At 39.3% G+C, this 13637-nt stretch carries 13 protein-coding genes; 9 read left to right on the forward strand and 4 right to left on the reverse strand.

Translation table 11 applies throughout. The annotated features are described in order from the left end of the window. Positions 1–812 precede the first annotated feature (812 nt). Positions 813–1502, reverse strand: a complete 690-nt coding sequence (locus tag ACIQCO_RS26420) for a Crp/Fnr family transcriptional regulator (RefSeq protein ID WP_400434942.1) — start codon at positions 1500–1502, stop codon at positions 813–815. Between the two features lie 39 nt (positions 1503–1541). Here ACIQCO_RS26420 and ACIQCO_RS26425 point away from each other — a divergent pair, with 39 nt between their 5' ends. The 3 genes from ACIQCO_RS26425 (at position 1542) to ACIQCO_RS26435 (ending at position 4928) form a co-directional block, all read left to right on the forward strand. Continuing rightward, entirely contained in the window at positions 1542–2684 is a 1143-nt protein-coding gene (locus ACIQCO_RS26425) for an aminotransferase class V-fold PLP-dependent enzyme (RefSeq protein ID WP_400434944.1), read from the forward strand. Next, a complete protein-coding gene (locus ACIQCO_RS26430) occupies positions 2674–3300 on the forward strand; it encodes a YitT family protein (protein WP_400434946.1) in 627 nt (208 codons plus the stop codon). Before ACIQCO_RS26425 ends, ACIQCO_RS26430 begins: the two co-directional genes overlap by 11 nt. A 224-nt stretch (positions 3301–3524) precedes the next feature. After that, positions 3525–4928, forward strand: a complete 1404-nt coding sequence (locus ACIQCO_RS26435; protein WP_400434948.1) for an amino acid permease — start codon at positions 3525–3527, stop codon at positions 4926–4928. Positions 4929–5003: 75 nt separating this feature from the next. On the opposite strand, the gene ACIQCO_RS26440 is transcribed toward ACIQCO_RS26435, so the two are convergent. Further along, a complete protein-coding gene (locus ACIQCO_RS26440; RefSeq protein WP_400434950.1) occupies positions 5004–5612 on the reverse strand; it encodes a TetR/AcrR family transcriptional regulator in 609 nt (202 codons plus the stop codon). Positions 5613–5806: 194 nt separating this feature from the next. On the opposite strand from ACIQCO_RS26440, the gene ACIQCO_RS26445 reads away from it, so the two are divergent. From ACIQCO_RS26445 to ACIQCO_RS26465, 5 genes are all read left to right on the forward strand, one after another. Then, positions 5807–6544 (forward strand): SDR family NAD(P)-dependent oxidoreductase, encoded by a 738-nt coding sequence (locus ACIQCO_RS26445; RefSeq protein WP_400434952.1) that lies wholly within the window; start codon positions 5807–5809, stop codon positions 6542–6544. 210 nt (positions 6545–6754) lie between these two features. After that, positions 6755–7540: an SDR family oxidoreductase gene (locus ACIQCO_RS26450; RefSeq protein ID WP_400434954.1), complete on the forward strand. Its 786-nt coding sequence runs from the start codon at positions 6755–6757 to the stop codon at positions 7538–7540. A gap of 57 nt (positions 7541–7597) precedes the next feature. Beyond that, the gene (locus ACIQCO_RS26455; protein ID WP_400434956.1) at positions 7598–8368 is read left to right on the forward strand and encodes an SDR family NAD(P)-dependent oxidoreductase; all 771 of its coding nucleotides are present in this window, start codon (positions 7598–7600) and stop codon (positions 8366–8368) included. Positions 8369–8962: 594 nt separating this feature from the next. Further along, on the forward strand, positions 8963–9388 hold the full coding sequence (locus ACIQCO_RS26460) for a MarR family winged helix-turn-helix transcriptional regulator (RefSeq protein WP_400434958.1): 426 nt from the start codon (positions 8963–8965) through the stop codon (positions 9386–9388). Continuing rightward, the gene (locus ACIQCO_RS26465; protein WP_400434960.1) at positions 9388–10584 is read left to right on the forward strand and encodes an MFS transporter; all 1197 of its coding nucleotides are present in this window, start codon (positions 9388–9390) and stop codon (positions 10582–10584) included. The genes ACIQCO_RS26460 and ACIQCO_RS26465 overlap by 1 nt, the downstream gene beginning before the upstream one ends. A gap of 341 nt (positions 10585–10925) precedes the next feature. Here ACIQCO_RS26465 and ACIQCO_RS26470 read toward each other — a convergent pair whose 3' ends face one another. Next, entirely contained in the window at positions 10926–12158 is a 1233-nt protein-coding gene (locus tag ACIQCO_RS26470) for a cysteine desulfurase-like protein (protein WP_400434962.1), read from the reverse strand. Between the two features lie 282 nt (positions 12159–12440). On the opposite strand from ACIQCO_RS26470, the gene ACIQCO_RS26475 reads away from it, so the two are divergent. Beyond that, complete coding sequence (locus tag ACIQCO_RS26475; protein WP_400434964.1) at positions 12441–13142, forward strand: TerC family protein; 702 nt, start codon at positions 12441–12443, stop codon at positions 13140–13142. Between the two features lie 291 nt (positions 13143–13433). Here ACIQCO_RS26475 and ACIQCO_RS26480 read toward each other — a convergent pair. Continuing rightward, the coding region (locus ACIQCO_RS26480) for a hypothetical protein (RefSeq protein WP_400434966.1) at positions 13434–13637 on the reverse strand (204 nt) is incomplete at its 5' end.

Consider the following 13637-nt stretch of genomic DNA (forward strand, 5'->3'; position numbering starts at 1 on the left):
CATTTTTCCACGGAGTAACTCTTAGTGCTACCAAAAAGAATTAAGCCAGAAATAACCTAGGGAAATTAACTAAGTTATTTCTGGTCTTTTCTGTTTATAGATTCCAACTTTACTCCCCATGAATATTGCCATAAATTCCGGTGCCTGGTCACGTCCGAATGACAAAATGCGCCTACTCTATTTAATCCTCAATTAAAAATATATCCTTTGGCTGATGATTAATTTTTACTCTGCTGAACCTATAATCAAATACTATCAATGAGGGTCAGAGCTATGTTAATCAAACGTTTGATTAACTGACAAAAATTTTGGCCGTTATTCTGAATGAATCCTTTACCAGTGGGCTTTTCGGCGTTTTTAATCAAACGTTTATTTAGTTTTAATGGAAGGGAATTTTGTTTAGATTTGTCAGACCGGTGTGCTAAAGGTTAAAGCTGAAATGAACCAGTTGTAAAGCTGGAATAGCCATCACCGTCCCGATGGCTATGTTTTCCCCATTATTCCTAAATTTGTCACAAGGCGATGTTTGATATAATCGATAATCGCTTTTCTAGAACCTTCAAAAACAGTCCAGGGATTGTCACTGAAATACGGTAGATCCGCCACATCTACCTGGAAGTATTCAGGTGAAACATTCTAGTGAAACAAGATTCTTCGGGGCGTGACAGGCACCGCCGCAATTGATCAATCGAGTTGCACAAGAATATCACCGTTAATAAACAGAAAATTTAAAAGGTGTAAAGTAGTTTACAGAATGGAACCGCTTTCAACTATTACAATATTAATTAAGTAAAATATACCTTTAAACGCAGTTACCTAGAAGTGAATGAAAAAAGTTCCAATCGATCGATATCCATTATAAGGTATTTGTTATCCTTCTTTTGAAGGATTCTCTCGTTTTCAAGCCGTTTCATTGTATACGCTACGGTCACACGCGAGGTTCCAACCAAATTGGCAAGCTCCTGATGGGTAAATCCGATCTTGATCAAATCACCGTATTTCGTTTTCACTCCATACGTATGGACAAGTTGCAGGAGTGTGTAACATATTCTTTGTACGGCAGAGTAATTGCTAAGCATCATGGTATGTGAAGCCAAAATCCGGTTCTTAATATTCATGATCATCATGATTTGCCTTGCAAGTTGATGATTGTCTTGAACTGCAGCTTCAAATGCAAGTTTTGAAATTTTGATAACGGTTACCTTGCTTGCTGCGATGGCACTTGAATTGTAGGAGGAGAAATGGAAGGCTCCACATTCTCCTAGGATCCCTTTTTCACCCATAATCGCGATGGTATTTTCATCGCCTGAGGGTGAGGTTAAAAATAGCCGGACTCTGCCTTCAGCCACAATGTACACATATTCTGCAGAATCATCCTGGTGAAAAATGTATTCATGCTTTTTAAACGTTATTCTTTGGCCGATTTGTAATAAAGGTTCCCATGAAAAAGGTAGATTTTCGATCCAAGGAGATATCAATGATTCATTTTTTATTTTCTCCAAAATTATTCACCTCAAATGATATGAAAGAAGGGACTATGTATGATTTTTCCATTTGCAAAAGAAAGAGAGCAATTTCCCATCTTAAATGAAATGACTCAGTTATCAAGCTGTTCCCAAAGTGCTATCAGCATTCCTGTAAAAGATGCCATGAACGAATATATGGATAGCTGGAGCAGGGAAGGGATGGATTGGATGGGCTGGATGGAAAGGGTTGAGCGGGCCAAAGCCTCATTTGCAAGCCTGATCAACGCTTCTCCGGATGAAATAGCTGTATTGTCTTCTTTATCAGAGTGTGCTTCATCTGTTGCGAGTGCACTGATGTATTCAAAAGGACGTCATAAAATTTGTACAACAGAAATAGATTTTCCAAGCATTGGACATGTTTGGCTTGCCCAACAAGAAAGGGGTGGGGAAGTTCATTTTATTCCGGGTGAAGATCATAAAGTGCCACTAGAATATTACGAAAAATATGTCGATGAACAAACGGTCGTTACTTCTATCCCGCATGTTTCCTATTATAACGGTTTTAAACAGGATATTAAGAAAATTGCTTCAATTGTTCACCGGAAAGGTTCCTATTGTTTTGTTGATGCCTATCAATCTGCCGGGAGTGTGCAAATTGATGTAAAAGATATGGATATAGACTTTCTTGCTGCAGGTTCACAAAAATACTTGCTTGGAATTCCTGGGATTGCCTTTTTATATGTGAAAAAAGAAGTGGCCAATGAGCTAAAGCCAGTGGTGACAGGCTGGTTCGGCAGAGTGAATCCTTTCGCTTTTGATATTAAGCTGCTCGATTATGCAGATGGGGCGCGCCGTTTTGAAACAGGAACTCCGCCCATGATCAATGCCTATGCAGCAGATGCGGCCATTCAAACATTATTAAAAGTTGGAGTAGACCATATCGAGACATACTTGCAAAAACTATCCCAAACGGCCATTGCGCATGCTAAAGAAAGAGGGTTGATCGTCGCCAGCCCGGAAAATATGGAAGAAAAAGCATCTAATACAGCGATATTTACCGGTGAGGCAAGCATCTACGAAAGAAAGATGAAAGAAAGGGGCTTTATTGTATCAGCGCGAAATGATGTCATTCGGATTGCTCCTCATTTTTATAATACAGAAAACGAGGTTATTGTGGCAATTGATACTTTAGCGGATCTAGTGAGAGATGGAAAATAAGGGCCTGATTAAAAGACATACTGTCGATATTTTAAAAATTATTTTAGGCACAGCCATTATGGCACTGAATTATTATGTGTTTTTGAAACCCAATCATATTCTAGCCCCGGGACTCGGCGGCATCGCTATCATCATTGCCCAATTTGTCCCGCTTTCACTAGGGGTGACTTATTTCATATTGAACATTCCTTTATTCTTTTCAGGGTTTCGCTTTGTTGGAGGGAGATTTGTTTTATACAGTTTGTGTGGAATGTTTTCTTTGTCTATATTCCTATTATTATTCGATTTTCTGACAGGCTTCCATCAACAGCTGATCGGATCGATTTTTGGGGGAATTTTAAACGGCGCTTTTCTAGCCATGGTGTTATTAGTAGGAGGATCTACAGGCGGGCTTGATATTGCGTTTGTGGTGATCAATAAATTCTGGCCGAGGTTCTCCATCGGAAATGTGATGTTTGTGATTAACGCAATTGTCGTCATTGTATCAGGTCTCTTGTTTGGTTTTGGAAGTTCTATCTATACGATCATCTCCATCTATTTAGCTGGAAAAGCACTCGATTTCTGTATGAGGCAAAAGGAGCGGAGCACCGCTAACATAGATAGTCTGTCTAGTTAGTACGTAAAAATGAACAGATTTGAGTATATAAAAAATACGCTCTGCTTGCGCCGTCTTGTTGATTTTATAGAAACAATGGATCTTTATAGTTGAATCTTTGTTTTTTTTTAGTCCACTTGCAGTCCGAAAAGCTGTAAAAGAACTTATTTTATTATACGAGAGAGATGTTAAGGTTTTATTTGCATTAATTTTTCTGAATATTGCCAAAATTAGGGGGTTTGAAAGTGAAGGATGACATCGTTGAAAGAGAAGCAGGGCTCCATCGTGGGCTGTCAAAAAGCAAGCTGACAATGATCGGTTTAGGTGGAGCAATTGGTACTGGTTTATTTATGGGTAGCTCCATTGCGATAAATTATGCTGGTCCAGGAGTGATTATTAGCTATGTGATTGCCGCCTTTATTGCCGTAATCATGATGTTCAGTTTATCCGAGATGGCGGTTGCGTTTCCGACCCCCGGCTCATTTGGGGTTTATGCTGAAAAGTTCTTAGGGGGCTGGGCAGGATTTGCCTCTAGGTGGACGTATTGGGCCGCTCAAGTTATTGCGGTTGGCGGAGAAGCTGTCGCGGTAGGTATTTATATGACCTATTGGTTTCCTGGTATTCCGGTTTGGGTTTGGACTTTAGGATTTGGTACCATCCTTATTTATGTTAACTCGCGATCTGTCGAGAATTTTGCCACCTTCGAATATTGGTTTGCCATGATCAAAGTAGTGGCGATTGTTGCGTTCATTATTTTTGGTGTCTCAACGGTGCTGGGAATTGGAACCCCGGCAGTTGGATTTGAAAACTTTACACACCATGGTGGATTTCTCCCGCACGGATTTAGCGGTGTCTGGATGGCTGTTTTAATGGCTATTTTCAGTTTTGTTGGTGTAGAAGTTATCGCAGTCACGGCAGGAGAAGCGAAAGACCCTCAAACCGCCGTTCCGAGAGCAATGAAAACAATGGTTTTCCGGCTTATCATTTTCTACTTCCTTGCAATATCCATCATGCTTGCGGTAGTGCCATGGATAGATGCAGGGGCAAAAGAGATCACACAGAGTCCTTTTGTAAAAGTATTTGATCATATTGGATTTACTTATGCTGCCGGGGTCATGAACTTTGTTGTACTGACTGCCGCATTATCAAGTATGAACACAAATCTTTATTTAACTACTAGAATGATTTTCTCTTTGTCACGCGGTAACTATGCTCCTCAATCCTTTGGAAAGCTTTCAAAAAGTGGATCACCAGTTAATGCATTAGTTCTTTCAAGTATTGGCATTATTTGTGCCGCCCTAATAGCCAAATTCAGTCCAATGGCATATAACTATTTATTTGGAATAGCCTTATTCGGCGCTCTATTTGTCTGGCTGCTCACTTTGCTCAGCCACTTGCGTTTTAGGAAACAATGGGTTAAGGATGGAGGACATAAGCTCTCCGTTCAGGCTCCTTTCTTCCCAGCTTTGCAAATAATCGGTGTTATCTTAATCGCTGCCATTCTTCTCACAATGGGCATAAGCGAAGATTGGCGCGTTTCCTGGATAGTCGGCGTTCCTTGGCTCATATTTCTGACCATTGTATACTACAAGAAATATAATCCTAGAATTAAGGTGCCTGAGCCTAAGTACAGTGAAGTGGTAAAGTAATAAAAAGGTACCTGCACCCATCTCTGGTGAAGTTCTAAAGTCCGGTCTCTTTTATGAGCCGGACTTTATTTGGTGCTATTCGTGCTCTCCAATATACTTAAATGAATACATATGTGTTTTGGTTAGATCAATGACTTCTTGGATAAATTCCTCTTTGGTTACTTTGAAGCCATCTTGAATCCAATTCTGAAGGAGTCCATAAAATCCATAGGCAGTATAACGTTTAAAATAATCCATATTGACTGGGATATTGTTGATTGTTTCGAACATAAATTGTTCTTGATAGATTTTTAAGATCGTTTGAGGGAACCGTGTGTGTAACCCTGGTAACGTGTCATCGTAGTTAATCAGTTCAAAAAAATCCCGGTTTTTATAGATATAAGAAACGATATTAAAAGATGGTGCATGCAGCGTGGCTGTATAAACTTTGTGACCAGGTACATGTGGTTTGCCTGCTGAAGCTTCTAACCCTTGAAGCATGGAAACAAGTAAATCTTCAGCTAATTCAACTTTATCCTGGTAATGGATATAAAAGGTACTGCGATTATAAGCGGCATAATCGACAATGTTTTTTACAGTAACGGTATGGTAACCCATCTCTTTTATGAGCTCAATCAATGCTTGCTTTAAATGTTCTTTTGTCCGATTTTGTCGTTGAGATGTCGAATTTTGTTCGTTTTTCATGAAAAACCTTCCTCAAAATAGACAGATTTACCGTAAGTGTCTAACAAGTAGACACTTTATGATATCTTAATGATTGTTAAATGTGAACAGAATAGTACAATTAAATTGTGAACAAAATAGTACAGATGATAGATTTGTCTATTATTTTTCACTGAAATGTGGTAAGGAAATTTTAATACTAGGAGGATCTTGGGATGGGAAAATTACAAGACAAAGTCGCCGTGATTACCGGTGGAGCATCTGGTATTGGGGCAGCAACAGCACGTTTATTCGTTTCTGAAGGGGCCAAAGTGGTTCTTGTTGATTTAAATGAGGAAAAAGGGAAAGCTTTTGAGGCAGATTTGAAAGCGCTTGATGCTGAAGCTCTTTTTATAAAAGCAAACATTACGAGTGAAGAAGACGTCGCCAATGTCTTTAAACAAACCGTTGAAACGTTCGGCAAAGTGGATGTTGTCTTCAATAATGCGGGTATCGGCCGTGTTCATCCTTCACATGATTTAGATTACTCAGAATGGCGCAATACTATAAATGTTGACTTAGATGGTGTCTTCTTAGTAGCGCGTGAATCGATCCGTGAAATGCTAAAGACAGGTGGCGGTTCGATTGTTAATACGGCATCTATGTACGGTTGGGTGGGGTCGCCCGGTTCAGCAGCCTATAACGCTGCAAAAGCTGGCGTGATCAACTTAACTCGTTCACTGGCACTTGAATATGCAGAACAAAATATTCGTGTCAACGCATTATGCCCTGGTTTTATTGATACACCGATTATACCGGAAGAAAGCAAGCAAGTTTTAGCTGCAGCCACACCGGTAAAACGTCTAGGTACAGCTGAAGAGATGGCAAAAGCAGTTTTATTCATGGCTTCTGATGATTCTTCATTCATGACTGGCAATAGTTTAACGGTTGATGGTGGGTATACGGCTCAATAATCAATCATGGGGATGCAACCTTTGTTTCTAGGTTGAAAAAGTGAATGGTTCTTTGTCATCCTAGCTTTGTGAAAATACTACTACAAGTAGGAAAAGTTGACTTATGTTGTCATATATCTTTAATTTGAGAATTTTTAAATCAGGATAATTCAATATTTAATTATAAGTTATTTATCGTTGCCTTGATTAATATAAAGGAGGAAATTTCCAATGAGCAATCGTTTTGATGGGAAAGTGATCGTAATTACAGGTGCTGGATCTGGCTTAGGCCAAGCCTCAGCCTTACAAGTAGCAAAAGAAGGTGCAAAACTATCACTCGTTGATTTAAACCCTGCTTCATTAGAAGAAACAAAAAGTAAAGTGTTAGAAGTTGCACCAAACGCAGAAGTGTTGCTTATCACTGCAAATGTGGCAGATGAAAAAGCGGTTGAAAACTATGTAAATGAAACAGTTGGGAAGTTTGGGAAAATCGATGGTTTCTTCAACAATGCAGGGATCGAAGGAAAACAAAATCTAACAGAGGATTTTGGCACCGATGAGTTTCAAAAAGTAGTTAGTGTTAACTTAAATGGTGTGTTTTATGGTTTGAAACATGTATTGAAAGTCATGAGAGAACAAGGATTTGGCTCTATTGTTAATACTGCTTCTGTTGGTGGTATTCGTGGAGTAGGAAACCAATCAGGTTATTCAGCTAGTAAACATGGCGTGGTTGGATTAACAAGAAACTCGGGGATTGAATACGGTCAATACGGAATTAGTATCAAAGCCATCGCACCAGGTGCCATCATGACACCAATGGTTGAAGGTTCATTAAAACAAATGGATCCGGACAACTGGGAAGAAGTGGGGAAACAATTTGTTGAGCCAAACCCAATGAAACGTTTTGGTAAACCTGAGGAAGTAGGTTATTTGGTGGCATTCTTACTATCTGATCAAGCCAACTTCATCAACGCAACCGTTATTCCAATCGATGGCGGACAATCTTATAAATATTAAGAAGTGCTGAGAGGGTTCATCTGCTGATTTATACTAACAAATAGGAGGGTTATCATTATGATTTTTGAAAACAAAGTAGTTTTAATAACTGGTGCAGCTGGCGGTATTGGTATTGCTGCTGCAAAAGCATTTGCAAAAGAAGGTGCAAAATTAGCGTTAGTAGACCTAAAGAGGGAGCCGTTAGAAAAAGCGGCTGAGTCTGTGGATGCAAAAGATATTTTATTACTTACTGCAAACGTTTCAAATGAAAATGAAGTGAAAGAGTATGTTCAAAAGACGAAAGATCACTATGGGCGCATTGATGTTTTTATTAACAATGCTGGCATTAATGGTGAATTTAAAAATATAACGGAGCAAACAGAAGAAAACTTCAAAAATGTATTTGGAGTGAATGTAATGGGCGTATTCTTCGGTTTAAAATATGTCCTTCAAATTATGAAAGAGCAAAAGAGTGGTGCAGTTGTGAATACAGCTTCTAATGGCGGTCTATTAGGTGCCCCAGGAATGAGCGCATATGTTGCATCCAAACATGCTGTCATTGGTTTGAATAAAACAGCAGCACTCGAAATGGCCGAATATGGGGTTCGTGTAAATGCTGTTGCTCCATCAGGTGTAAATACAGAAATGATGAGAAGAATTGAGAAGAATGCTATGGGTGAAAGGGCAGAAGAAGCTAGGGAAGCCTTTGAAGCATCAGTTCCTTTGAAGCGATATGCAACTGCAGATGAAATTGCAGATTTAATGGTATTTTTATCTTCTGAAAAAGCATCATTTATTAGTGGGTCTTATTACAGAATCGATGGTGGACAAGGAGCTACGTCCGTTTAATATAGGCTTGATTAAATCGTTGTTTTCCAATTAGGGATGAGTCCTTCATAGAATAATGAAGGACTCTTATTCATATTTTGAGCCGATTGGGACGTACCCAATTAGCGCCCATTGGATACATTTTACAAGATTATTTAGTAGAAACGGGTTCCAATAGTGCCCATTGGATACATTTTACAAGATTATTTAGTAGAAACGGGTACCAATAGCGCCCATTGGATACCTTTTACAAGATAATTTAGTAGAAACGGGTTCCAATAGCGCCCATTGGATACATTTTACAAGATAATTTAGTAGAAACGGGTACCAATAGCGCCTATTGGATACCTTTTGCAAGATTATTTAGTAGAAACGGGTTCCAATAGCGCCTATTGGATACCTTTTTGAAGATTATTTAGTAGAAACGGGTTCCAATAAGCTTTATTGAGAACCCTTTTCTTTTATAGTCGCCTTTTCCTCCAAATACGTAACATAAGAACGCCATTACCGTGAGAACCGTCCGTGTAGTTCGTTGCAGTCCTTATGAGATAGTGATATAGTTATCTTCGGTAATCATTTAGTTACCATGGGTAACTAAAATGGGAGGGATTTAGTTTGGAAGGGTATTTACAGCGTTTTTTAGCTTTATATAGACCAGTAATAACGAGATTGAACGAGCTGATGAGTCACTATGGCATCACGTATTCGCAATGGATTGTCATTTATCATCTGAAACATCGCGGGGCATCTACATTGGTCGAAATTGCAGCTCGACATGAGGTTGAAAAACCAACCATTACAAGACGGGTCAAGAAATTAATGGACCTTGGCATCGTTGAACAAATTTTAGGTAATGATAAACGGGAAAAAATTATTCAATTAACGGATATAGGCGAGAGCATCTATCGGGATATACGTAAAGACATCACAGAGCTTGAATTTCGGATTATGGATAACATTCCAGAGCATGAACGTCAAATCGCTTACGAAATTTTTCCAAAAATCGATGATAATCTTAAGAAAGAAAAGGAGCTTTATTAATGCAACAAACGAAATTATGGACAAAGGATTTTATTATTGTTTCCCTTATTAACTTCCTTCTCACATTAGTTTTCTATTTGCTCGTTGTTACCATTGCATCATTTGCAATCGATGAATATCATGCAACGATTAGTCAATCTGGGCTTGTCAGTGGTGTTTTCATCATTGGTGCACTGATTGGCCGCTTTGTCTGCGGCAGCATTATCGATAAAATTGGCCGCAAACAACTATTAATTACGGGTACTCTTTTATTTATTGCGATGACGGCACTCTATTCCGTGCATCTTGGCATCGGTTTTTTAATTTTATTGCGTCTCCTTCACGGGATTACACACGGGATGGCAAGTACAGCTGCTGGTACAGTCGTGGCACAAATTATTCCGGCGCCGCGGAGAGCAGAAGGCATCAGCTATTATAGCATGAGTACAACGCTTGCTACAGCGCTCGGACCATTTATTGGTCTTTATATGCTGCATAGTACAACTTTCCCTGTTATCTTTACATTATGCTTAATTTTAGGGGTCATTTGTTTTATGATCGGTCTCATTTTAAAAGTGCCTGCTGCTATCCAAAAAACACCTGCACAACAAAATGAGAAAAAATCAGGCATCTCCATTAAAAACTTTATCGAACCAAAAGCGGTCCCAATTGGGATTATCATCTTACTTCTTGGCTTTGGTTATTCCAGTGTTTTAACTTACATTAACTTTTACGCAACGGAAATTAATCTTGTAACAGCCGCAAGTTTCTTCTTCCTTATATATTCCATTATCGCGCTTGTTTCACGTCCGTTCTCAGGACCTTTAATGGACAAAAAGGGCGCCAATATCATTATGTATCCTGCGTTTATTTTGTATGCGATTAGTATGTATCTGTTAAGTGTTGCGGGCAGCAGTTGGGTACTACTTCTTGCCGGCGCTGTAATGGGCCTTGGATTTGGAAACATGCAATCTGCTACACAAGCGATTGCCATTAAAGAAACGCCGCCAGCTCGCATGGGACTTGCAACGTCAACATACTTCATCTTCTACGATGCGGGACTGGGTCTTTCACCTTATTTACTCGGTTACATTACGCCCTATACAGGCTATGCGAAAATGTATGCCATTATGGCAGTGGTCATTCTTGTAACTGGAGTGCTTTATTTCTTCCTTCACGGCTTAAAAGAAACACATCTTCGAAAATTAGCACACTAAAAAAACCCGAGTAAATCTGAATTTCTCCTTGTCAAGTAGACAGGAGAATTTAAAAAATGATAAACAGCTTGAGCCTTGAAATCTAAGGGCTCAAGCCATTTAATCATTTTTGTTAACGTTGCTTGTAAATATAAACAGATTTCAATGTAGGTCCCGCCACATGACCATCAAGAAAATTTTAGACTTTTGTTCCCCAAAATGAAAACCATCCTTCTGTATTTGAAAATAACATTACACCACCCCCGCGGGTAGGCTTTCGCCAGCCGAACTGTTAAGGTGAATGCTAATTGCTGTGCCTGACACCACCCGATTCGGAATATGATAGAACCACGCAATAGTAATTAAAATTGCTTAATAGCATTTAAAAAGCGTTCCACTTCTTCCTCAGAATTATATGGAGCAAGTCCTGCCCTAATCCAGCCTCCGCTCCCGTTAATTCCTAAAATATCACTCAGTGTAGAAGCATAGAAATGACCATCTGCGACAAAAATCCCATGTTCTTCTGCTAATCTTCTACAAACCTCTTGCGGTGTGTATCCGTCAATGGTAAAGGCAATCGTAGGTGTCTTTGGTACAGAAGCATCTGCTTGATATAGGGTGACCTTGTCCATTTCAGCTAAACCTGTTCGTATTTTATTTGCTAGTTTATTTTCGTAGGCTTCAATTTGCTGTAAACCAGATACAATCTGTTCCCTCCGTGTTTCTCCTTCCCCCAAACTCGCAATGAACTCGATTGCAGGGGTAATTCCAGCGATTCCTTCATGATTTTGTGTGCCGGTTTCTAATTTATCTGGTATATACGTTGGTGCTGGTGCCAGTTTAAAAGGGGTTAAATTTTCAAACACTTTCTCTCGTATGACGGCTATTCCCACATGTGGGCCAAAGAATTTATAGGCTGAACATAATAATATATCAGCTCCCATTTGCTCTCGATCAATAGGAATATGTGGTGCAGCATGAACAGCATCAACAGCAACTAATGCACCCACAGCTTTTGCTCTTTTTGCAATTGTTTCAACATCACTGATTGTCCCTACCGCATTCGAAGCAAGACCGACTGCAACAAGGCGGGTATTCTGATTGATAATTTCATTCAAATGATCTAATTCTAATGTTAATGTGTCAGGATTAACCTTTATCCATTTGACCGTTAACCCTCTATCTTCGGCCATCGTCAACCAGGTATCAACATTCGCCCGGTGGTCAATTTCAGTGACAACAATTTCATCACCCTTGCCCCAATTCCTCCCTAGTGCACGGGCAATCGCAAATGCTAACGTTGTCATATTTGCACCAAAAGCAATTTCCTCTGGCTTCACATTTAGAAAATCGCCAATAATTGCTTTTGCATTTGCGATAATTTCTTCTGTCTCACGGCTTGATGGAAAGGAACCGTGCAAATTTGCTCCGCCATTTTCCATATATTTTGTTATCGCATCAATCGAAGACTTGACGACTTGTGAACCTCCAGGCCCATCAAAGTAAACTGCTTCCCCTCCATTAAATTCGCGTTTTAATGCTGGAAATTGACTGCGTACCTCGTTAATTGGAAAAGCCTTTAATTGTTGAGTCATTTTATTTATTTCCCCTTTCACTTATTTGATCACCAATCCTATAAACACCTCATCTTTTCTAGTCATTTAGTAAAAATAGTTTAATTATAATAACCCTATTTGCGTTATTTATATAATTTTACCAAATATTCAAAACTTTTTAATGGAAATTTTTCAATAAAATTTTAAAGAATTTCAGATCTCCGCTCAGCTAGGAATTTTCCTCCCATTCATTCGTATAAATGTTAAGGGCTTTTGGGGAAAGCTATTACTTGATATTTAGTTTTGAAAGGAGAAAAGTGGATGGAATCACTATGGCTTGAGTATGCTTGGGCATTATTAATTCTAATTGGATTAGAAGGATTGTTATCGGCTGACAATGCCCTTGTACTAGCAGTTATAGCCAAGCATTTACCCGAAGATCAGAAAAAAAGAGCTATCAATTACGGAATTATTATGGCCTTCGCTTTCCGATTTGCTGCCCTTTTTGCTATTTCATTTATTGCAAATGTCTGGCAAATACAGGCAATAGGAGCAGCTTATCTTCTTTACCTCGGATTAAAGCATGTCATTCAGGCACGGTTCGGAAAAGAAAATAAGAATGTTCATAAGGATAAGGAAAAGGAATCGGCAGGTAAGAGCTACTGGTTCACAGTAGGGAAGATAGCATTAGCTGACCTTGCTTTTGCCATTGATTCCATACTAGCTGCGGTTGCTCTTGCCCTGGGTCTTCCGGATTCACCGCTAAATAATTTCGGTGGTATGGATGGGGGACAGTTCATTGTTGTTCTTCTTGGAGGTATTGCTGGACTCATCTTAATTAAATTTGCAGCAACTTGGTTTGTGCAACTTCTTGAAAAACGTCCAGCATTGGAAACAACAGCCTATGCCATTGTGGCCTGGGTCGGTGTCAAACTTGCTGTCATTACCGTTCCTAAAAATATAGACATTCGTGTATATCACTATCTATATGTTCTAAACGAAAATATAAGCTATTCCATTTAGCACGCAAAACGAACAGAGTTTTTTGCGAATCGCGTTAGGGAATCACGCCCTAATTCCGGAATGGAAACATCCGTTCAATTCGAGTCTTTAGACCAAAATAGACTTCAATGCTTCCGTCGCAATGCCATGGTTTCTTTTCTTGCGAAAGAATTCCATGCACAGGATATCTTTTGAAACTCCAGAAAGGCTGTTAGCCACGCTGGTATTACAAAATCTCCCACAAAATTGGAGTACGTGGTCCACATCTTCCTTGCAGGTAATGAGGAAGCGTTGCTCCAATTTTTTTGATTTTTACCGATCTGCCTTTACTATTTCAATCTTATCCTGAAACAGGTACTGTTTTTTCAAGTGATTTGTAATGATTCTCCACTTGCTAAAGTTCGATTGATTTTTATTCAAGTTATTGGGAAAAGAAAGAATCGTATCGTATTTCGGTTTTTCCGTTTTGAGAAAGTATCCTCTTCTGGCAATTACGCATGCCGCGGCGCAATGTGA

Source organism: Neobacillus sp. NPDC093127 (assembly GCF_044754175.1).
Classification (GTDB): domain Bacteria; phylum Bacillota; class Bacilli; order Bacillales; family Cytobacillaceae; genus Neobacillus.

Excerpts from the sequence above, each read along its gene's own strand:
- ACIQCO_RS26425 (WP_400434944.1), top strand. The coding sequence starts at position 1,542 with ATGATTTTTCCATTTGCAAAAGAAAGAGAGCAATTTCCCATCTTAAAT.
- ACIQCO_RS26430 (WP_400434946.1), top strand. The coding sequence starts at position 2,674 with ATGGAAAATAAGGGCCTGATTAAAAGACATACTGTCGATATTTTAAAA.
- ACIQCO_RS26440 (WP_400434950.1), bottom strand. The coding sequence starts at position 5,612 with ATGAAAAACGAACAAAATTCGACATCTCAACGACAAAATCGGACAAAA.
- ACIQCO_RS26445 (WP_400434952.1), top strand. The coding sequence starts at position 5,807 with ATGGGAAAATTACAAGACAAAGTCGCCGTGATTACCGGTGGAGCATCT.
- ACIQCO_RS26450 (WP_400434954.1), top strand. The coding sequence starts at position 6,755 with ATGAGCAATCGTTTTGATGGGAAAGTGATCGTAATTACAGGTGCTGGA.
- ACIQCO_RS26455 (WP_400434956.1), top strand. The coding sequence starts at position 7,598 with ATGATTTTTGAAAACAAAGTAGTTTTAATAACTGGTGCAGCTGGCGGT.
- ACIQCO_RS26465 (WP_400434960.1), top strand. The coding sequence starts at position 9,388 with ATGCAACAAACGAAATTATGGACAAAGGATTTTATTATTGTTTCCCTT.
- ACIQCO_RS26470 (WP_400434962.1), bottom strand. The coding sequence starts at position 12,158 with ATGACTCAACAATTAAAGGCTTTTCCAATTAACGAGGTACGCAGTCAA.
- ACIQCO_RS26475 (WP_400434964.1), top strand. The coding sequence starts at position 12,441 with ATGGAATCACTATGGCTTGAGTATGCTTGGGCATTATTAATTCTAATT.